The following is a 19988-nucleotide window of genomic DNA, read 5'->3' as shown; positions in this document are numbered from 1 at the left end:
AATACTACCGGGTGTTATCGCGATTTCCACCCGGCCGGGAAGATTTCATGCCGCGATCTTTTCCCGCGCCGCGAGAATTTCCACGCAGGCCCTGGCCGCCTCCTTGCCCTTGACGGTGAAGTGCTCGAAGAAGAAGCGATGGTGCTCGGCGCTGTCGTGATAATTGTGCGGCGTCAGCACCGCCGAAAGCACCGGAACGCCGGTCGACAACTGCACGTTCATCATGCCGTCGATGACGGCGCTGGCGACGAACTCATGCCTGTAGATGCCGCCATTGACGACGAAGGCCGTGCCGAGGATCGCGCCATAGCGGCCGGTCTCAGCCAAGGTTTTGGCGTGCAGCGGGATTTCGTAGGCGCCGGGCACATCGAAGACATCGACGGCGAAGCGGTCGCCTCCGATGTCGGCCAGTTCCACCACGAAGGCGTTGACGCACTGATCGACGATATCCGCATGCCAGCGCGCGCGGATGACGGCGATGCGAACAGTTTCATAGTCTTTGTGGGAATGCTGATTCATGGGTCCATCCTTCCGTTTCGAACCAGAATCAGGACGCACGATACGCAATCCGGCCCGCCGGAGCGGTCCGTTTTCCGTTTCGTTCTCTTTCATCCGGACTGTAACCGTCGGCTCCGGGATCACACCGGATCTGCTGACCTTTCCGATTTCGGAAAGCGCTCGCGGGCTTTGGCCGAAACCATTACCGCCGGTGGGGATTTTCACCCCGCCCTGAGAACATTGACGCCTCTGTATGGAAGGGCAGGGGTGCCGATGTCAACCAGGCGACAGGCCGGTGGCCAATCACGTTCTGTCGCCTGGCGCAATTCCGTGAAGAGCCGCTCTATCGTGTGCGCCACGCGGCAGCCGCTGCGGCAACCAGCATCAGCAGCGCCGCAACCATCGCACAGACGGCAAAGCCGAAGCTGGAATAGATCGGCCCGAAGCCGGTGGTGCCGATAAAGACCGCGAGATAGGTCACGGCGCTGTTCAGGCCCATGATCGTGCCGCGCTGCGAGGGATCGAGCGCCGACAGCCGCATCACCAGAACATTCAATCCGAAATGATTGGCAAGCCCCCAGATAGCCACCATGGCGAGCGTCAGGCCGAAACTGTTGCTCGTCGCGGCAATGGCGACATAGACGGCCGCGACAAGAAGATAGGCGAACGGCATGACGCGGCGGGCGCCCAGGCGATCGATCGCGCCATCGAGGAGGGCAGCCGTGCCGAAGCCTATGCCGTAAGCGAGCGCGGCCCAGCCATTGGCGCTCACCGGCTTGCCCAGTCCGCTGTGCAGGTGGTCGCCGAGATAGCCATAGACACCGTAGAAGGCGGTCATGAAGGCCGCGCAGGCGATGAGAAGCGGCACAATGCCGGGAATGCCGAGCGCCGCCAGCGGCGTTGGTGCCGGGCCGCTCTTCCTGATGTCGCTCAGCGACGTCATGGTGAGGCTGGCCAGCGCCAGCACTGCCAGCACCGCGACGGCGGCGAATACGGCGCGCCAATGCACGAGATCGGCAAGCACGGCCGAGAGCGAAACGCCGGCCACCATGCTGAGCGTCCATCCGGTCAGCACCACGCCGATGGTGCCGCTTTCGCGGCCGGGCGGCGCGATCGCCGCTGAACTGGCATAGATCGCCGGCATGGCGACGCCGGCGGCGATGCCGGCGATCAGTTGCGCCGCGACAAGCATCATCACCGTCGGTGCTGCCGCGCTGGCGACGAGAGCAATGGCCAGCAACAGCAATGCCCCTTGCAGCATCCGGCGGGCGCCGAGCCGGTCGATGTAGCGGGCCAAGAACAGGGCGCTCGCCGAGGTTCCGAGGCCAAAGGCGGCCGCCGCGATCATCACGGTCGGGACGCTGCATGAGAAGGACGATGCCACGGCCGGGGCTATGGGCCCCAGGACCAGCGAATTCGAGCCGATTACGGCGATGCATCCGGTCAACAGATAGGCGAGGGCCGGGATCGGCGGCCTGGCGTCTGCTGGCAGGGCGGCGGCTTGATTGCTGTTCGACATATCACCATAATGGCCGTATTAAATTCCGTGGCAATCAGGATTGTCGAGATGGATGAAGAAACAGATGGCATTCTGCGGAACACACCAGCGCCCCGCGACGTCGATGCAATTGACCGAAAAATATTAGGCGTTCTCGTTGACGACGCGACGGTCAGCTATGCCGAACTTGGTGATCGCGTCGGGCTTTCGCCGCCCGCCGCGCATGAACGGGTCAAACGTCTTCGGCGCAGCGGCGCCATTCGCGGCACGGCAGCGATCATCGATCCCAAGGCGGTGAAGAAGCCGCTGCTCGCCTTCGTGCATATCGACACCAGGGGCTGGGGCAAGACCCCGGAGCTGATGGCGGTTTCGCAGTATCCGGAAGTCGAGGAGATCCACACCGTCGCCGGCGATACCTGCATGTTGCTGAAGGTCCGCACGGAAGATACGAGGGCGCTGGAAGGCCTGCTTGCTCGCCTCTACGAAACGCCGGGCGTCACCTCGACGCGCAGCTATGTGGTGCTGTCGACCTATCTCGAGCGGCCGGTGCAGCCCGGCATCACCGACAAGTGGCCGACGCCGGGGCACATGAGCAAGCCGTTGTACTAGCCGGCGTCGGCGCTATGCCCGTTCGGGGAACATTGCCTTCAGGCCCTCGCGCGAGGCCTTGGCGATGCCGCGTTCGGTGATCAGCCCGGTCACAAGCCGTGCAGGGGTCACATCGAAGGCTGGGTTCGCGGCCGGCGTCGCTTCGGGCGATATGCGCACCTGGGCGATCTCGCCGCTGTCGGTCTTGCCCCAGACAAGCGAAACCTCGTCGGCCGAGCGCTGCTCGATCGGGATCTCCTCGAGCCCGTCATGCACCGTCCAGTCGATGGTCGGCGAGGGCAGCGCGACATAGAACGGTACGTCATTGTCGGCGGCGGCGAGCGCCTTCAAATAGGTGCCGATCTTGTTGCAGACATCGCCATCGGCGGTGGTGCGGTCGGTGCCGACGATGACCATGTCGATCGCGCCGCGCTGCATCAGATGGCCGCCGGCATTGTCGACGATCAGCGTGTGCGGCACGCCGTGGCCGGCCATCTCCCAGGCGGTGAGCTGGGCGCCCTGGTTGCGCGGCCGCGTTTCGTCGACATAGACATGGACCAGGATGCCGGCTTCGCTTGCCAGATAGATCGGCGCGGTGGCGGTGCCGTAGTCGACGGTCGCCAGCCAGCCGGCATTGCAATGGGTCAGGATATTGACCGTCTCGCCCGGCTGCTTGCGCGCCGCGATCGCCTTGATGATGGCAAGTCCGTTCTCGCCAATGGCGCGGTTCAATCCGACATCCTCGTTGGCGATCTCGGCGGCACGCCGATAGGCGGCTGCGGCGCGTTGGTCTGTCGGCAGCGGCTTGAGGAAGCGCCGCATCTCGTCCAGCGCCCAGCGCAAATTGATCGCCGTCGGGCGCGTCTCGTGCAGCGTCTCCCACACCGCATCGAGCGCGGCGTCGGACGGATCATCCGCCATCTGCATGGCGACGCCGTAGGCCGCGGTGACGCCGATCAGCGGCGCGCCGCGCACCCACATGTCGCGGATGGCGGTGGCGATGCCGGCAACCGTGCCGATTGTCTCGATGCGGAAATCATGCGGCAGCCAGCGCTGGTCGATGATCTCGACCGAACGCCCGTCATCGCTCAGCCAGATGGTGCGGTAGTGGCGGTCGCCGACGTTCAAATGCTGCTCTCCTGTTCGATCAGCGCGGCCAGGGTGTTGACCTCGTCGATGCTGTGTATCTGGCGCCGGTTGACGGCGATGTGACGGCCGAATTTCAACGCCTTTGCCTCACAACTGGCGCGAAGCTCTTCATCGGCAATGGTCTCGAAATCGGCATTGTGGGCGAGGCCGAGGATACGCCTGTGCACCTCGATGCCGGCAAAGCCGAGCAGGTCGGTCCAGATCTGGTGCAGCACATGGTCGAGCGCCTGTTCCGCACCCAGCCTGTCGCCCTGATCCTCGAACAGGCTTTTTTGGTAGAGCATGCCGGTGCGCTCGGTGCGCCACAGATGCGAGAATTCGGTGCGGAACACCGCCCATGTCTCTGCGGTAACCCCGAGCAGATAGGCGCGCATGGCATCGCGCTTGCCCTTCTCCTCATGTCCACGCTGCGAAAAGAAGGACATCCAGAAATTGGCGAGCAGCATGCCGACATCGAAGGCCATCGGTCCGTAGAAGGCGAATTCCGGGTCGATCATCCGGGTCTCCGTGTCGGTGACCATGATCGAGCCGGAATGCAGATCGCCATGCAGCAATGTCTCGGCATTGGCGGCGAAAATGTGCTTCAGCCGCTGCGCCTCGACCTTGACGTCGCGATCGGCGCGCAGTTCGGCAACGACGCCGTCGAGCTGCGGCGTATGCCGGTTCATCTTGGCGTCGAAATAGGGATCGGAGAACACCAGGTTCTCGGTGATGTCGCAGAGCTCGACATTGTCGGCGAACAGCGCCAGATCGGCCTTGCGATCCCTGGTCACCATCGACAGGTCGGAACCGCGAAACAGCGTGCGGGCCATGAACAGGCCGATATCCCTGGCAATGTTCGGAAGCTGCCGCCCGTCGATCAGGGCACGCCTGAGAATGACGTGCGGCGGCGCCAGATACTCCATGATGATCAGCGCCTGGCCTTCATCGAAATGATAGATCGCCGGCACCGAGCCCGGCGCGCGCGCCTCTTGCCTTGTCAGCGCGTGATACTCGAAGAAGGAACGTTTCAGCGGCAGCGGCCAGCTGTCGCCGACCAGCCGGACATAGGGTAGGGCCTGTTTGACCACGGCCGCGCCGCCGGCGCCCTCGACGATGAAGACGAGGTTGAGATTGCCGTCGCCGACCTCGCGGACCTTCCAGTGTGTGGTGTCCCTGCCGATCTTGGCGCACAGCGCCGCGTTCGTGCCGAGGCGCGTTGCAAGCGTCTCCACCGACAGTGCTTCGAACGGCAATTTCCCGGTCATTCGTGTCCCTCCCGCCTGTGCGCTCCGATCATAAGGGAGCCGTGACGGCGGGGCCAAGCTAGGAAGCGATCTGGCAATTGTCAATCGTGTTGACAATTGCCGATATAGCCCATAGCGTCATGGTCAGGGAGGAACGCATGGTCGGCAATGCCGTGTTCCGTGTAGAGGGACTGAGGAAATCCTTTGGCCGCAACGAGGTGCTTGGCGGCATCTCGCTCGAGCTGCATTCCGGCGAAGTCACCGTGCTGATGGGCGCCAATGGCGCCGGCAAATCCACCCTCGTCAAGATCATAAGCGGCGTCTACGAGCGCGGCGGCGGCACGATGACCCTGGCGGACCAGGATTTTGCGCCGAACGCGCCGGCGGAGGCAATCCGCGCCGGCGTCGTCACCGTGCACCAGAACATCAATGACGGTGTGGTCGCCGACCTCGACGTCGCCACAAACCTCACACTCGACAGGTTGAGCGGCAGGGGCGTGCCGACGCTGTTCAATCCGACCCGCGTGCGCCGCGAGGCCAAGGCCGTCGCCGACCGCATGGGGTTGGCCATCGATCTCAAGGCCCGCGTCAACGACCTTTCGCTGGCCGATCGCCAGATGGTGGCGATCGCGCGCGCCTTGGCACATCAGCCGAAAGTGCTGATCCTCGACGAGCCGACGTCCTCGCTCTCCAGCGCCGAGGCCGACCGGCTGTTCGCGCTGGTCGACAGGCTGCGCGAACAAGGCGTGGCGATCCTCTATATCTCGCACCGCATGTCCGACATCAGGCGGCTCGCCGATCGCATCGTCTCGATGCGTGACGGCATTATTTCGGGTGTCTTTGATACCAAGCCGCTCGATTATGAAGGCGCGGTCAATGCCATGCTCGGCCGCAAGATCCATCTCGACCAGATCGTTGCCAGGAGTTCCGCCAAACCGGTCCTGACGGTCGAAGGCCTGCGCATCGGGCATGGGGCCAGGCCGATTTCGCTGACGCTTGGCGATGGCGAGGTCGTTGCCATCACCGGCCTCGTCGGCGTCGGCAAGACCGCGCTTGCCGAGACGCTGTTCGGCGTGCGCAAGCCGCTGGCCGGCACCATGACGATGAACGGCAAGCCCTATGCGCCGCGATCGGCCGGTGACGCGATCGCCTCCGGCGTGTTCCTCGTCGCCAAGGATCGCGCCACCAGCGGCATCGTCGGCGGCTTCAACATCGAGCGCAATGTCAGCCTGCCGTTCCTCAAGCGCATGTCGAATCTTGGTGTGCTCAAGCGCCGCCTCGAACGCGCCACCGCGCGCCGGCAGATCGAGGAACTCAGCATCGTCTGCCGCTCCGAGAAGGACGAGATGTCGGCATTGTCCGGCGGCAACCAGCAGAAGGTCATGGTCGCCCGCTGGATGGCGCAGAATGCCGCGCTGTTCATCCTCGACGAGCCCTTTCAGGGCGTCGACATCTCGGCCAGGCGCGACATCGCCGCCAAACTGAGGGCAAGCGCCAATGGCCGCGCGACGCTGTTGTTCGTCACCGAACTCGACGAGGCGCTGGAGACGGCCGACCGCATCCTGGTCATGTCGGAACACACGATCGTCGGTGAACACCGCAACGCCGAAGTCGATCTCGATCGCCTGCTGGCCGAGGTCGCCGGCGGGCCGCTGCACAGCGCCGCCTGAGCCGCGCGGCGGGTAGAATTGGAATGGAGAGACTATGGGTCCGAGTTGGATAAGAATGGCTGCGTCGCGCGGGTGGGCTGAATGACGCTGCGCGACCACGCCATACGCTATGGGTTCATCGTCCTCTTGTTCGGGCTGGTCGCCTATTTCGCGATCGCCGCCGACGGGTTCGTCTCGCCGCAAAGTGCCGTCTTCATCTTCCAGTCGGTGGCCATCACCGGCGTGCTGGCGCTCGGCGTCACCGCCACGCTGGTCGTCGGCGGCTTCGACCTGTCGATCGGCTCGGTCGCCACATCGGCCATGATGGCGGCTGCCTATGTCATGGTGGTGCTCGAGCAGAACGCTGTCGTGGCGGTCGTCGTCTGCCTGCTGATCGGCGCCGTTGTCGGCCTGATCAATGGCTGGCTGATCGTCTATATGCGCGTGCCCGATCTCCTGGCGACGCTCGGCATGATGTTCCTGCTGGTCGGCCTGCAGCGCATCCCGACCGAAGGCCGCTCGATCGCCACCGGCATGACCATGCCAGACGGTTCGGTCGCCAACGGCAAGTTCGGCGACGCCTTCCTGGCGCTCGGCCGCCACCGCTTCGATTTCTTCATCCCGAACCTCATTCCGGTGTCGGTGGTGGTGCTGCTGGTTCTGGCCGTGCTGATCTGGTTCTTCCTCGAATACACCCGCTTCGGCCGCATGATGTATGCGGTCGGCTCCAATGAGCGAGCGGCCGAGCTCGCTGGTGCGCCTGTCAAGGCATACAAGATCTGGGCCTACGTTATTTCAGGAGTTTTTGCCTCGATCGGCGGCATTTTGCTCGCCGCCCGGCTTGGACGCGGCGACATCGCCTCGGGTAATAATCTGCTGCTCGATGCGGTTGCCGCGGCGCTGATCGGCTACGCGGTGCTCGGTGCCGCCAAGCCGAACGCCTTCGGCACCGCCGTCGGCGCGCTGTTCGTCGGCATCTTGCTGCAAGGCCTGACGATGATGAACGCGCCTTACTACACGCAGGATTTCGTCAAGGGCGTGGTTCTGGTCGTCGCCCTTGTCTTCACCTTTGCCCTTTCGGGCAGGGGCAGGGGGTAGTCTCGACCGGACAGGATTTTTGGGTTCAACAAGAGTGGAGGAAAACAAGGTGAACATCACGAGAAGACTTCTGGGGAAGGTGGCGCTCGGGCTGGCCGGCGCAACCATGCTGATGCAGGTCCCGGCTTTTGCCGCGGACAAGCCGGCCCCGTTCGACAAGCCCGGCGTCAAGATCGCGCTGGTGCGCTATCTCTCGACCGGTGACTTCTTCCAGGCCTATCTCTCGGGCGTCGAGGCGCAGTCCAAGGCGCTTGGCATCGACCTGCGCGTGCTCGACAGCCGCCAGGATGCCGCCCTTCAGTCCGACATGGTTGACCAGGCCATCGCGCTCGGCGTGCAGGGCATCATCATCCAGCACGGCCTGACGGAATCGATGAAGGATGCGGCCCAGCGCGCGGTCGACGCCGGCATCAAGGTCGTGGCCTTCGACGTCAATGTCGAAAACCCCAAGATCCCGCAGATCGAACAGTCGGACAAAGACCTTGCCCGCCTCGCGCTCGAGCAGGCGGTGAAGGACAATGGTGAGGGCTGGAATGCCGGCTATGTCTACGTCGCCGGTATCGCGCCGCTCGACCGCCGCAACGAGACCTGGGTCGACGTCAAGAAGAAATATGCCGGCATCAAGGAAGTCGCGATGTTCGGCACGCTCGACAACCCGATCGCCAACTCGGTCGCCAACCAGGCGCGTTCGGTGCTGTCGGCTCATCCCGACATCAAGGTGATGTTCGCCCCCTATGACGAGTTCGCCAAGGGCGTGAAGATCGCCGTCGACGAAGCCGGCCTGAACAAGGGCATCAAGATCTATTCGGCCGACATCTCGACATCGGACATATCAGCGATGCGCGAGCCCGACAGCGCCTGGGCGGCGACCGCCGCCACCAATCCGGCCGTCGTCGGCCAGGTCTCGGTGCGCGCTCTGGCGCAACTGCTCGCCGGTGAAGACCCTGGCCACAACGTCATCGTGCCGCCGACGCTGATCACCCAGAAAGAGCTGATCGACAAGGACATCAAGAACATGGAAGACCTTTCGGCCAAGCTGCCGCAGTTCGCCCATGCAGATGTCGCCATGCCGGCCTGGATGCCGAACCCGAACGCGAAGTAGGGCTGCGCGTCCGACAAAACCGAAAGGGCGGCCACGAGCCGCCCTTTTTATATGGATGCAGCCGCTCGCTTTACAGCCAGTGTTCCGGATCGCGCATCCCGTGGACAATCGCCACGACCAGGACGCCGTCCGGCTGCGGTTCGTAGATGACGATGTAGCGGCCCTCGATGAGCACACGGGCCGTCGCGCTCAAGTCCGGCCGGGCCGTGCCCAACTTGGGATGCTGCGTCGCCAGGTCCAGCTTCTCAAAAATGCGCATCAGCAGCCTGTCCGCTGCCTTTTCGTTGTCGATTGCTATTGTGTACCAGATATCCCGCAAATCCTGCGCGGCGCGCGGTGTGAGGCGATATCTAGCCACGGGCGCGGCGTTCTGCCTTCAGGCTACGCAGGAACTCGGCGGGTTCGACTTCCACCGGCTTGCCGCTGGCCATGCCATCGGCATAGGCGCGTTTCAAGTGCTCGAGCTCAAGGGCGCGCAATTCTTCGCGCTGCTCCCACAGGCGAAGAGCGTCGCGGACAATCTCGCTGTTGGAGGCATATGCTCCGCCTTCGATGGCGCTTTGCAGGCGAGCACTCTGCTTCGCGGTAAGCGAGATGGTGAGGGTGCGCATCGGTTCGGCTTTCATGCCGATCCTGTATCACGCCTCACAAGAACTAGCAATATTTGTTAGGATTCCGGTATCGCGTGCTTGTGATCCCCTGCCATGCGGCCGGGGATCACAAGGCAAAGCTCTGCCTACCGCAGCGCCGCCGCGATGTTGCCTCCATCCACCGTCGTCACGTCGGCGGTGGTGCGTTCGGCCAGCGCGTGATGCAGGAAGGCCTGCGCCACGTCCTGCGCCGTCACTTCCTGGCCGAGCAGATTGCCGGACATATATTCCTTCTCCGATACGCCGCGCGCGCCCGAGCGGCTGGCGATCATGGTGTCGGTCAAAAGGCCGGAGCGGATGCGGTCGGCGTTGACGGCGTTCGAGCGGATGCCATGGGCGCCGTAGTCGAGCGCATATTGCCTGGACAGGAACAAAGTCGCCGCCTTCGGCACGCCATAGGCGCCGAATTTCGGACCCGGATTGACCGCTTGCTTGGAGGTGTTGAACAGCAGCACGCCGCCAGTGCCCTGTTCCAGCATGATGCGCACGGCATTCTGCGCCACCGACTGGTGGGCGAAGAAGTTGAGCTCGAAACTCTTGCGCAGCAGCGCATCGTCGAGTTCGCCGATCCGGCCTTCCCAGGCCGCGCCCGCATTGGAGACCAGGATATCGACGCCGCCGAAGACGGCGACCGCCTTGTCGAAGGCGGCCCGGACCTGGGCCGGGTCGGTGATGTCGGCGGCGACGCCGATCGAATTGTTGCCGGCTTTCTTGGCGGCATCGGCGGCCTTCTCGGCATCGAGATCGACGACGACGGCATGGGCGCCATTGTCGGCGAACAGCTTTGCCGTTGCGGCCCCGATCGCGCCGGCGCCGCCGGTGATCAGCACCACCTGGCCGGTCAGCGGCTTCGGCTTGTTGGAGGCAAGCTTGGCCTGTTCGAGCGACCAGTATTCGAGCGGGAACAAATCGGCCTTGGACAGCGGATGGAAACGGCCGACGGCTTCGGCGCCGCGCACCGCCTCGATCCACATCTCGCCGACATCGGAGGCGATCCTGGCATCCTTCAGCGTGCGGCCGTGGCCGAACATGCCGAGCCCCGGCACCAGCGTCAGCCGCGGCATCGGGTCGAGCATCGTGCGCTTGACGTCGTCGAGCGCGTCATTGGTCTCGAAATAGGCCCGGTACTCCTTGGCGAAAGCGTCGACATGGCTTTTGATGACGGCCTTGTAGTCGCCAACCTTGTCGGCATCGGGCGCCGGCACCGCCATCGGCCCGGTCTTGATGCGGATCGACAGGTCCGGTGTCGACACGCCGCGTCCGGCATAGTCGGCGATGGCGGCCGAATTGATGAAATCGACGATCGCATCGGAGGTGCGGAAGTCAGAGATCATGCGGTCGAAGCGGCCTTCGCCGCGCGCCACCGCAACGGCGCCGCGCAGCATCGGCGCGATGGATGCCGGCGTCGCGAGCTTTGCCGGCAACGCCGCCTTGGCAGCCTTCGGCTTGGCGTTCCTGGCGACGTACTCCTCGGCGACGTTCACATAGTGGATCATCCGGTCGTAAGCCTGTTTGGCATCGTCGCCAAAGGTGAAGATGCCGTGCTTGTCGAGGATCAGTCCTTCCACCGTCGGGTCGGCATCGAAGACGTCGGCCGCCGCCTTGGCAAGGTCGAAGCCCGGCATGATGTAGGGCACGTAGCCCATCTTCTCGCCGAAGACCGTCTTTACCAGCGGCTTTGAGTCTTCCTGGTCGACGATGGCCAGGATGGCGGTCGAATGGGTGTGGTCGACGAATTTATGCGGCAGGAAGGCATGCAGCAGCGTCTCGACCGAGGGGTTAGGCGAGGACGGATCGATGAGGTTTGCCCGCTGCAGCGCCACCATGTCCTCGTCCGCGAGCTTGTCCAGCGCGCGCGCCTTGAGCAGTGCGCCCATCTTGACCGCCGGCAGTCCCTGCGGCTCGATGACGGCCATGTCCCAGCCGCTCCCCTTGACGCACAGCACATCCCATTCATCGCCGACGAGGTCGGTCGCCTTGATCTTGCAGGACGTGTTGCCGCCGCCATGCAGGACCAACTGCGGCACGCCGCCCAGCAGCCGCGTCGTGTAGACGCGCAGCGCGAGGTCGCGGCCGACGCCCTTCTTGGCATAGTCGGCGACGAGTTTCTCGGCCGTGTCGTCGTTCCACAAATTCTTCATGTTCGCTTCGTCCAGTTGCTGTCTTGGGTGGTGAAACAGGAATGCCGCGACGCCTTGATGACGATGCGCCGGGCGAAGAGTTGCCTTTTCAGGATGCTTTTTGTGGTGCCGCTCCGGCATGATCGAGCAGCCGTTGCGCCATATGCGCGCCGACCACAAGATGCGTGCAAAGCCCGCCCGCGAGCGCCGCGAGCAATGGCTCGAACTTGCTGTCCTCCTGCACCACCATCAAGCGTTTTTCGATGGCACGCAGCGAGCCGAGTTCAGCCGAAATGACCCGGCGGTTGTAGCTGCAATCGAGCGCCTCGCCCCTGGCGTCGATGATCTGTCCGGCAATCACCCCGGCTGCGCCGATGCCGCGCAGCGCGGCCATTTCGTCCGGGTCGAGCGCGCCGCATTTGACGACATGGCTGTCTGCATCGACGGTGCCGACGGAGAAAAGCGCGAGATTGCAATCGCCGATGCCGGCAAGCTGTTCGCGGATCACCGGCTCGGCGCGCAACGCACGCGCGAGATCTTCCGTCGACAGCACCAGAGGCGCATAGAAATTGAGCCCCTTGGCGTTGAGCCGGCGCGCAATTTCCATGGTGCACTGGTCGGGCCGATAGGAGTAGGGCGCGCCGAGATTGCCGCAGAGCTGCACCACCGTGACATCCTGCAGGTCGGCATAGGACATGATGTCGGCGATCGTATAGACGGTGCGACCCCAGGCGACGCCGATGCGGTCGCCCTTCTTGACCAGTTCGAGAAAGACGCTCGCCGCCAGCACGGCGATATCCGTCGACGGGTCCGGGATATAGCCGTTCTCCGGCGCGATCCAGACCGCGTCGAGCTTCAAGGCGTCCTCGAGCCTGCGCGCCATCACGTCGTGGGTGAACAGCTGCGTCGAGGTCGAGATGTTGACGATGCCGGTCTCGCGCGCCTTGCGCAGATACATGGCCACCGAAGCACGCGAAATGTTAAGCTGGCTCGCGACCTGGTCCTGCCGCAGGCCATGCGCATAGTAGAGCCAGGCGGCTTTGTGAATGAGTTGTTCTGCCGGTCGGATCGCCATGCCGTCTCCTCGACTGACATTAGTCACGGCTCTCGACAAAAGTCAAATTGGCATGCGTGAGGGCGAACGCCTCTAAACAAAACGCATCCGGGATGGTCGTTCTACAAAGCCCGGACAGCATAGCATTTTCGGCCATTCAGGGGGATGGCCTGACGAAAGCCGTAAGGTTAGAAAGCTCGAAAAGGACTTGGGGAGGACGGGATGGGCAAACCTTACGAACAGGACCTCGACAAGAACGCGGCCAACCACCAGCCGCTGACGCCGCTCACCTATCTGGAGCGCGCGGCAAAGACCTATCCCGGCCACATCGCCATCATCCACGGCCGCCAGCGCATCAGCTACCGCGATTTCTGGCGCCGCTCGCTGAAGCTCGCATCGGCGCTGCAAAAGCGCGGCATCGGCAAGGGCGACACGGTCACCGTGATGCTGTCCAACACGCCGCCGATGCTGGAGGCGCATTTCGGCGTGCCGATGACCAAGGCGGTGCTGCATTCGCTCAACACTCGCCTCGACGCCGCGGTCATCGCATTCCAGCTCGACCATGCCAAGACCAAGGTGCTCATCGTCGACCGCGAGTTCTCCGGCGTCGTCCGGCAGGCGCTCGATCTGGCCAAGGTCAAGCCGCTGGTCATCGACTATGACGATCCCGACTACACGGCCGACGCCCCGTATCCGAAGGGAGAGCGGATTGGTGCGCTCGACTATGAGGATTTTGTCGCCGACGGCGATGAGGATTTCGCCTGGTCGATGCCCGACGATGAATGGGACGCCATCTCGCTCAACTACACCTCGGGCACGACGGGCAATCCGAAGGGCGTCGTCTATCACCATCGCGGTGCCGCCCTGATGGCCTACACCAATACCATCCATGCAGGCGTGGCCAAGCACGCCGTCTATCTCTGGACGCTGCCGATGTTCCACTGCAATGGCTGGTGCTTTCCGTGGACGCTGGCCGTCCAGGCCGGCACCCATGTCTGCCTGCGCTGGGTGCGGCCGAAGCCGATCTACGAGGCCATCGCCGATCACGGCGTCACCCATCTATGCGGCGCGCCGGTCGTCATGTCGGTGCTGATCAACGCCCGGGATGAGGACAAGCGCACGTTCGCGCAGACGGTGACCTTCAACACCGCGGCCGCGCCGCCGCCGGAAGCCGTGCTGTCGGGGATGGCCGATGCAGGCTTTGCCGTCACCCATCTCTATGGCCTGACCGAGACCTATGGCCCGGCCGTGGTCAACGAATGGCACGGCGAATGGGACGATCTCGCAAAGGGCGAGCGCAGCGCCAAGAAGGCAAGGCAGGGCGTGCGCTATGCCGCGCTCGAAGGCCTGACCGTCATGGACCCCGAGACGATGCAGGCGACGCCCGCCGACGGCAAGACCATCGGCGAGGTCATGTTCCGCGGCAACATCGTCATGAAGGGCTATCTCAAGAACCGCAAGGCCAGCGACGAAGCCTTCGCCGGCGGCTGGTTCCATTCCGGCGATCTAGGCGTCATGCATCCCGATGGATACATCCAGCTCAAGGACCGTTCCAAGGACATCATCATTTCGGGCGGCGAAAACATTTCCTCGATCGAGGTCGAGGATGCGCTCTACAAGCACCCGTCCGTCGCCTCCTGCGGCGTTGTGGCGCGCCATGACGACAAATGGGGCGAGGTGCCGGTCGCCTATGTCGAGCTGAAGCCCGGCAAGACGGCGAGCGAGGCCGAGATCATTGAGCACTGCCGCGCGCTGCTTGCCCGCTTCAAAGTGCCGAAAGCGGTGATTTTCGCCGAGATTCCAAAGACCTCGACCGGCAAGATCCAGAAATTCCGGCTCCGGGAAATGGCCAAACTCGCCTGAAGCGCCGACTGCCTCTCAAAAAATATTTCGAGTTGCCCGCATCCTTGGGCCGCTTGGTGACGTCTGCTGGATGTCACCATCTGTCACGATCTTGTACGCGTACGTCGATTTAGCGTTGACATTCCACCTTCTTCAATTTACGACTGACGAAAATTGAAATTCGTCACTTGTCAAACGAAAGAGCTATGTCCGAAGCCGCCAACATCATGGTCGATGCCGCCAGACAGGAGAATGTGACGCGCATTCTCGACTGCGCCGAGCGCCTTTTCCGGCACTATGGCTACGGCAAGACCAATGTCGCCGACATTGCCCGCGAGCTCGGCATGTCGCCGGCCAACATCTACCGTTTCTTTGCCTCCAAGGTCGAAATCCACCAGGCGGTGTGCGGCCGGATGCTCGGCGCCAGCTACAAGATGGCTTACGAGATCATGCACCTGCCAATCAGCGCGGAGGAGCGGCTGCGGCGCTACATTCACGCCCAGTACAAGATGACGCTGGAGACCATGCTGGACGAGCAGAAGGTCCATGAGATGGTCGTCGTCGCGCTCGAGCGCGACTGGGCCGTCATCGACAAGCACGTCAACAGCATCCACGACTTGTTCGCCGAGGTGATCCGCGAGGGCGTCGAGACCGGCGAGTTCAGGGAGCAGGATCCCGAAACTTCCTCGCGCTGCTTTGGCGCCGCGACCGTCATTCTTTGCCACCCGCAGATGGTGGCGCAGTGCCTTGCCAAGACCAATCGGGCAATGCCCGACGAACTTATCGACTACGCCATCAGAGCCTTGAAATAACCGCCGGCGCCGGTGTCGGCAGTCCGCCTCCAGTCGGGAGTATTACTATGTCCTTGTCCCATTCCATCATCCGCGGGTTGCCGGTCGCGGGCCTGGTTGTCGCGGCGCTCGCTCTTGCCGGCTGCAGCCAGGAGAAGGCCGAGGTCAAGGAGATCATCCGCCCGGTCAAGGTCGTCGAGATCGCCCAGGCGCATGACTCCCGCACGCTCTCCTATTCGGGGTCGGTGCGGGCCCGCACCGAAAGCGCCCTGGCTTTCCGCGTCAACGGCAAGATCACCGAACGTCTGGTCGACATCGGCCAGCATGTGGTGCCCGGCGATGTGCTCGCCCGTATCGATCCCACCGACTACGATCTGTCGGTCAAGAGCGCGCAGGCAGCGCTCGATGCCGCCGAACGGCAGGTCGAGACGACGGAGCTTGCGCGCAAGCGCGCCGAGCAGCTTTTCGCCAAAAACTTCGCGCCGAAATCGCAGCTCGAACAGGCGACGCTGACCCATGACCAGGCGGTCGCCACGCGCGACTCCGCCCGTTCGTCGCTTGACCAGGCCAAGAACCAGGTCGGCTATACCGACCTCAAGGCCGACAGGGACGGCATCGTCACGGCTGTCAACGCCGATGTCGGCCAGGTGGTCGGCTCCGGCACGCCTGTGGTCACTGTCGCGGTCGACGGCGAAAAGGAAGTGCTGATCGCGGTGCCGGAAATGGAGATCGCCGAGTTCAAGCCCGGCAAGTCGGTCAAGGCCGGGTTCTGGTCCGACAGCGCGCTGGCGCTCGACGGCAAGGTCCGCGAGGTTGCCGGCAGTGCCGATCCACAGTCGCGCACCTTCGCCGTCCGTGTCAGCCTGCCCAATGATCCACGTGTGCTTCTCGGCATGACCGCCAATATCGAGGCCTCGGCCGCCAACGAAAAGCAACTGGTTTCGATCCCCTTGAGCGCCTTGGCAGAGAAAGACAGCCAGTCGATCGTCTGGACCGTCGATCGTGACGCCGACACCGTTCATGCCCGTCCGGTGAAGGTTGCCAAGTTCGCCGCCGATGGCGTGCGTGTGGCCGAAGGATTGAAACCCGGCGATGTCGTGGTCGCCGCCGGCACCCAGTTCATGACCGAGAATCTGAAGGTCAAGCTCGCCGGCGGCGTGGCGCAGCAATCCGCGTCCGTCGAGGGCGACGACGCCAGCCGGCTGCGCTGAGGACAGATAGGTCGGCCGCGTTCCCGCGGCCGCAGGTTTCCGGGCGGCGTGCGCCCGAAGGTTGAGACATCACGGCCGATGTACCCCCGCATCGACCTAGCGTCCCACCGCGATGAGTGTCTCTCCGCTCGGAAAGCCTCGCCGCCCGGAAGCCAGATCGAACGCGGATGATTTCGTTTCGCGCGCCCTGCTTCTTCGAAGCGCCAGGCGCCGGCAAACAAGCAAAGTGGACCTGCAACGATGACGACCTCCACTGAAGAAAAGCGGCCCTTCAACCTGTCGCGCTGGGCCATCGGTCATCCCTCCATCGCGCGTTTCCTGTTCGGGCTGATCATCATCGCCGGTGCGCTCGGCCTAATGCGCATGGGCCAGAAGGAAGACCCGGATTTCACCTTCCGGGTGATGGTCGTCCAGGCGATCTGGCCGGGCTCTTCTATCCAGGAGATGGAGGACCAGGTCGTCAACAAGATCGAGCGCAAGCTGCAGGAAACGCCGCATCTTGACTTCGTGCGCTCCTTCACGCGCGCCGGCAGCGCCATCATCACCGTGCAGATCAAGGGCGACACCAACGCCGCCGAGGTGACGGACGCCTTCTATCAGGTGCGCAAGAAGGTCGGCGACATCTCCGGCGACCTGCCGCAAGGCCTGCTCGGCCCCTATTTCAACGACGAGTTCGGCGACACCTTCATCACCCTGCATTCGATCAGCGGTGACGGCTTCTCCTATCCAGAGCTGAAGAAGTTCGCCATCCAGGCGCGCGACATGCTGTTGACCACGCCAGGCGTCGAGAAGGCCGTCATCATCGGCGACCAGCCGGAAAAACTCTATATCGACGTCTCGTCCAAGGCGCTGGCCGAGCGCGGCCTGACGCTGACCGACCTGCAGAACGCCATCAAGGGCCAGAACAATGTCGATCCGGCCGGTGCCGTCGACACCGGCGTCAATTCGGTGCGCATCTCCGTCGAAGGCGACGTCACCAAGGCCGCCGACATCAGGGAATTGCGCCTGCGTGCCGGTGGGCAGGTCACCCGTCTCGGCGATATCGCCACCGTGACCTCCGGGCTCGAGGACCCCTTCCAGCGCAAATACCGCTTCAACGGTCATGACAGCGTGCAGCTTGGTGTCGTCATGGCCAAGGGTTTCAAGGTCACCGATGTCGGCAAGGACGTCGAGGCGACCTACAAGCGCTTTGAAGAAGCGCTGCCTTATGGCGTGTCGGTCGACCAGATTTCCGACCAGCCGGGCGTCGTCACCGATGCTGTGGCCGAGTTCATGCATGCACTCGGCGAAGCGCTGTTGATCGTGCTCGTCGTCTCGTTCCTGTCGATCGGCTGGCGCTCGGGCCTGGTCATCGCCATCGCAATCCCGCTGGTTCTGGCCGCTACCTTCGCCATCATGTACGAGCTCGGCATCGACCTGCAGCGCATTTCGCTGGGCGCCCTGATCATCGCGCTCGGTCTGCTCGTCGACGACGCCATGATCGTCGTCGAGATGATGGAGCGCAAGCTGGAGGAGGGGTTGGTCAAGATCGAGGCCGCGAGCTTTGCCTATACATCGACCGCTTTCCCGATGCTGACCGGCACGCTCATCACCACCGCCGGGTTCATCCCGGTCGGCTTCGCCGCTTCCACGGCCGGCGAATATGTGCGCACGCTGTTTTATGTCGTCGGCATCGCGCTGATCGTCTCGTGGTTCGTCGCGGTCTATTTCACGCCGTGGCTCGGCAACATGATCCTCAAGCAGCGCAAGCATGCCGGCAGCCATCACGATGTCTTCGACACGCGTTTCTACCGCCGGCTGCGCTCGACCGTCGGCTGGGCCGTGCGCCACCGCATCATCGTGCTCGCCATGACGCTGGTGACTTTCGGCACCAGCCTGTGGGCGTTCCAGTTCATCCCGCAGAACTTCTTCCCGCAATCGTCGCGGCCGGAAATCCTCGTCGACCTCTGGCTGCCGGAAGGCACCAGCATCAAGGAGGTCGAGGCGCAGGCCAAGGCGCTGGAAGCCAAGATGATGGACGACAAGGACAAGCGCTTCATCGCCACCTATATCGGCGAAGGCGCGCCGCGCTTCTTCCTGCCGCTCGACCAGCAGTTGCGCAACCCGAACTTCGCCCAGATGCTTGTCATGGCCAATGATGAGCCGGCGCGCGAGCGGCTGATCGTCAAGCTGCGCACGGTTCTGGCTGAGGATTTCCCCTCGATCCGCGCCAAGGTCGATCGCCTGTTCCTCGGACCCCCGACCGGCTGGCCGGTGCAGATGCGCGTCATGGGTCCCGATCGCCAGGAGGTGCGCCGCATCGCCGACCAGGTGAAGGCGAAATTCCGCGAGGATCCGCTGCTGGGCGCCGTGCATGACGATTGGCTCGAGCCGGTGCCGGCAATGAAGCTGGTCATCGACCAGGATCGTGCCCGGGCGCTCGGCGTTACCTCGCAGCGCATCCGCCAGATGCTGCAGGCGACTATGGCCGGTGCGCCGCTCGACGACTTCCGCGATGGCGAGGAGACGGTCTCCATCGTCGCCCGCGAGCCGGATGCCAGCCGCAGCCTGCTGTCCTCGGTCGACTCGGTCTACATCCCGACCGATTTCGGCGGCTTCGTGCCGCTGTCGCAGGTGGCCAAGGTGGTGCCGGTGCTGGAGCAAGGCATCGAGTGGCGCCGCGACCGCCTGCCGACCATCAGCGTGCGGGCAACGCTGCCCGATGGCGTGCAGTCCAACGACGTCGTCACCAAGATGTACAAGGACATGCAGGGGCTGCGCGACGGCCTGGCCCCCGGCTACAAGATCGAGATCCAGGGCGGTGCCGAGGATTCTGCCGAAAGCCAGGCGTCGATCGCCGCCAAGGCGCCGGTCATGCTGGCCATCATCGTCGTGCTCCTGATGATCCAGCTGCAGAACTTCGGCAAGGCGATGCTGGTGCTGGCCACCGGTCCGCTCGGCATCATCGGGGCTGCCGCCGCGCTTTTGATCAGCGGTGCGCCGTTCGGCTTCGTCGCCATTCTTGGCGTCATCGCGCTGCTCGGCATCATCATGCGCAACTCGATCATCCTGGTCGACCAGATCGACCAGGACATCGCCAGAGGCATGGAACGCTCGGAGGCCATCATCGGCTCGGCCGTGCGCCGTTTCCGGCCGATCGTGCTGACGGCGATGACGGCGGTGCTGGCGCTGATCCCGATCTCGCGCGCCGTGTTCTGGGGGCCGCTCGCCTACGCCATGATGGGCGGCATCGTGGTTGCCACCGTGCTGACCATCCTGGTGCTGCCGGCCGGCTACGCCCTGTTCTTCGGCCGCGAGCCGAAGAAGGTGGTGAACAACGAGCAGGCGCCCGAGCCAGAACTGGCGACCGAGCGGCCGCAACTGGCCCTGGCCGCGGAATAAAGAGGTTTCATCGCATCATCCGCCATCAGTTATGGCGGATGATGCGGTGTGACGGCTGGTCCGTCGCACCGATGAAAATGCTCCCCGCTGCCGATTTTGCAAAACAGAATTCCTTCCCGGGGCCGCAAAGC

At 63.7% G+C, this 19988-nt stretch carries 16 protein-coding genes and 1 riboswitch; of the genes, 8 read left to right on the top strand and 8 right to left on the bottom strand.

Annotated elements, in window-relative coordinates:
- Positions 1–45: 45 nt before the first annotated feature.
- Together FJ546_RS02095 and FJ546_RS02090 are read right to left on the bottom strand one after the other, a co-directional pair.
- Positions 46–519 (bottom strand): 6,7-dimethyl-8-ribityllumazine synthase, encoded by a 474-nt coding sequence (locus FJ546_RS02095; RefSeq protein WP_140887679.1) that lies wholly within the window; start codon positions 517–519, stop codon positions 46–48.
- A 77-nt stretch (positions 520–596) separates the two neighbouring features.
- A riboswitch (FMN riboswitch) is annotated at positions 597–741 on the bottom strand.
- A gap of 100 nt (positions 742–841) precedes the next feature.
- A complete protein-coding gene (locus tag FJ546_RS02090; protein ID WP_140887677.1) occupies positions 842–2017 on the bottom strand; it encodes an MFS transporter in 1176 nt (391 codons plus the stop codon).
- A 48-nt stretch (positions 2018–2065) separates the two neighbouring features.
- On the opposite strand from FJ546_RS02090, the gene FJ546_RS02085 reads away from it, so the two are divergent.
- Complete coding sequence (locus FJ546_RS02085) at positions 2066–2605, top strand: Lrp/AsnC family transcriptional regulator (RefSeq protein WP_140887676.1); 540 nt, start codon at positions 2066–2068, stop codon at positions 2603–2605.
- Between the two features lie 12 nt (positions 2606–2617).
- Here the strand turns inward: FJ546_RS02085 and mtnA are convergent, their stop codons facing one another.
- Positions 2618–3712: an S-methyl-5-thioribose-1-phosphate isomerase gene (gene mtnA / locus FJ546_RS02080; RefSeq protein ID WP_140887674.1), complete on the bottom strand. Its 1095-nt coding sequence runs from the start codon at positions 3710–3712 to the stop codon at positions 2618–2620.
- Positions 3709–4980, bottom strand: coding sequence for an S-methyl-5-thioribose kinase (gene mtnK, locus FJ546_RS02075; RefSeq protein ID WP_140887672.1), 1272 nt, complete (start codon positions 4978–4980; stop codon positions 3709–3711). The genes mtnA and mtnK overlap by 4 nt, the downstream gene beginning before the upstream one ends.
- Before the next feature lie 137 nt (positions 4981–5117).
- Between mtnK and FJ546_RS02070 the strand changes: the two genes are divergently transcribed.
- The 3 genes from FJ546_RS02070 to FJ546_RS02060 all read left to right on the top strand — a co-directional run bounded on the left by FJ546_RS02070 (position 5118) and on the right by FJ546_RS02060 (position 8808).
- Entirely contained in the window at positions 5118–6629 is a 1512-nt protein-coding gene (locus tag FJ546_RS02070) for a sugar ABC transporter ATP-binding protein (protein WP_140887670.1), read from the top strand.
- A gap of 81 nt (positions 6630–6710) precedes the next feature.
- Complete coding sequence (locus FJ546_RS02065; protein ID WP_140887668.1) at positions 6711–7706, top strand: ABC transporter permease; 996 nt, start codon at positions 6711–6713, stop codon at positions 7704–7706.
- 49 nt (positions 7707–7755) lie between these two features.
- Positions 7756–8808, top strand: a complete 1053-nt coding sequence (locus FJ546_RS02060; protein WP_140887667.1) for a substrate-binding domain-containing protein — start codon at positions 7756–7758, stop codon at positions 8806–8808.
- A gap of 70 nt (positions 8809–8878) precedes the next feature.
- Here the strand turns inward: FJ546_RS02060 and FJ546_RS02055 are convergent, their stop codons facing one another.
- The 4 genes from FJ546_RS02055 to FJ546_RS02040 all read right to left on the bottom strand — a co-directional run bounded on the left by FJ546_RS02055 (position 8879) and on the right by FJ546_RS02040 (position 12653).
- Positions 8879–9166 (bottom strand): type II toxin-antitoxin system RelE/ParE family toxin, encoded by a 288-nt coding sequence (locus FJ546_RS02055; protein ID WP_140887665.1) that lies wholly within the window; start codon positions 9164–9166, stop codon positions 8879–8881.
- Complete coding sequence (locus FJ546_RS02050) at positions 9159–9434, bottom strand: type II toxin-antitoxin system ParD family antitoxin (RefSeq protein ID WP_140887664.1); 276 nt, start codon at positions 9432–9434, stop codon at positions 9159–9161. Before FJ546_RS02050 ends, FJ546_RS02055 begins: the two co-directional genes overlap by 8 nt.
- A 110-nt stretch (positions 9435–9544) precedes the next feature.
- Positions 9545–11599 (bottom strand): bifunctional aldolase/short-chain dehydrogenase, encoded by a 2055-nt coding sequence (locus tag FJ546_RS02045; RefSeq protein WP_140887662.1) that lies wholly within the window; start codon positions 11597–11599, stop codon positions 9545–9547.
- Positions 11600–11687: 88 nt separating this feature from the next.
- Entirely contained in the window at positions 11688–12653 is a 966-nt protein-coding gene (locus tag FJ546_RS02040; RefSeq protein WP_140887660.1) for a sugar-binding transcriptional regulator, read from the bottom strand.
- 201 nt (positions 12654–12854) lie between these two features.
- On the opposite strand from FJ546_RS02040, the gene FJ546_RS02035 reads away from it, so the two are divergent.
- From FJ546_RS02035 to FJ546_RS02020, 4 genes are all read left to right on the top strand, one after another.
- Positions 12855–14495 carry an acyl-CoA synthetase gene (locus FJ546_RS02035; RefSeq protein ID WP_140887648.1) on the top strand — a complete coding sequence of 547 codons (1641 nt, stop codon included), beginning with the start codon at positions 12855–12857 and terminating at the stop codon, positions 14493–14495.
- Positions 14496–14680: 185 nt separating this feature from the next.
- Positions 14681–15286 carry a TetR family transcriptional regulator gene (locus FJ546_RS02030; protein WP_140887647.1) on the top strand — a complete coding sequence of 202 codons (606 nt, stop codon included), beginning with the start codon at positions 14681–14683 and terminating at the stop codon, positions 15284–15286.
- 47 nt (positions 15287–15333) lie between these two features.
- A complete protein-coding gene (locus tag FJ546_RS02025) occupies positions 15334–16476 on the top strand; it encodes an efflux RND transporter periplasmic adaptor subunit (protein ID WP_140887645.1) in 1143 nt (380 codons plus the stop codon).
- Positions 16477–16716: 240 nt separating this feature from the next.
- A complete protein-coding gene (locus FJ546_RS02020) occupies positions 16717–19857 on the top strand; it encodes an efflux RND transporter permease subunit (RefSeq protein WP_140887643.1) in 3141 nt (1046 codons plus the stop codon).
- Positions 19858–19988: the final 131 nt, after the last annotated feature.

The organism is Mesorhizobium sp. B2-4-19 (assembly GCF_006441315.1).
Classification (GTDB): Bacteria; Pseudomonadota; Alphaproteobacteria; order Rhizobiales; family Rhizobiaceae; genus Mesorhizobium.
This window is presented reverse-complemented; position numbering and strand designations above follow the sequence as displayed.

Bases quoted from the DNA above. Each gene is read 5' to 3' on its own strand.
- FJ546_RS02095 (WP_140887679.1), bottom strand. From the start codon at position 519: ATGAATCAGCATTCCCACAAAGACTATGAAACTGTTCGCATCGCCGTC.
- FJ546_RS02090 (WP_140887677.1), bottom strand. From the start codon at position 2,017: ATGTCGAACAGCAATCAAGCCGCCGCCCTGCCAGCAGACGCCAGGCCG.
- FJ546_RS02085 (WP_140887676.1), top strand. From the start codon at position 2,066: ATGGATGAAGAAACAGATGGCATTCTGCGGAACACACCAGCGCCCCGC.
- mtnK (WP_140887672.1), bottom strand. From the start codon at position 4,980: ATGACCGGGAAATTGCCGTTCGAAGCACTGTCGGTGGAGACGCTTGCA.
- FJ546_RS02070 (WP_140887670.1), top strand. From the start codon at position 5,118: ATGGTCGGCAATGCCGTGTTCCGTGTAGAGGGACTGAGGAAATCCTTT.
- FJ546_RS02065 (WP_140887668.1), top strand. From the start codon at position 6,711: ATGACGCTGCGCGACCACGCCATACGCTATGGGTTCATCGTCCTCTTG.
- FJ546_RS02050 (WP_140887664.1), bottom strand. From the start codon at position 9,434: ATGAAAGCCGAACCGATGCGCACCCTCACCATCTCGCTTACCGCGAAG.
- FJ546_RS02045 (WP_140887662.1), bottom strand. From the start codon at position 11,599: ATGAAGAATTTGTGGAACGACGACACGGCCGAGAAACTCGTCGCCGAC.
- FJ546_RS02040 (WP_140887660.1), bottom strand. From the start codon at position 12,653: ATGGCGATCCGACCGGCAGAACAACTCATTCACAAAGCCGCCTGGCTC.
- FJ546_RS02035 (WP_140887648.1), top strand. From the start codon at position 12,855: ATGGGCAAACCTTACGAACAGGACCTCGACAAGAACGCGGCCAACCAC.
- FJ546_RS02030 (WP_140887647.1), top strand. From the start codon at position 14,681: ATGTCCGAAGCCGCCAACATCATGGTCGATGCCGCCAGACAGGAGAAT.
- FJ546_RS02025 (WP_140887645.1), top strand. From the start codon at position 15,334: ATGTCCTTGTCCCATTCCATCATCCGCGGGTTGCCGGTCGCGGGCCTG.
- FJ546_RS02020 (WP_140887643.1), top strand. From the start codon at position 16,717: ATGACGACCTCCACTGAAGAAAAGCGGCCCTTCAACCTGTCGCGCTGG.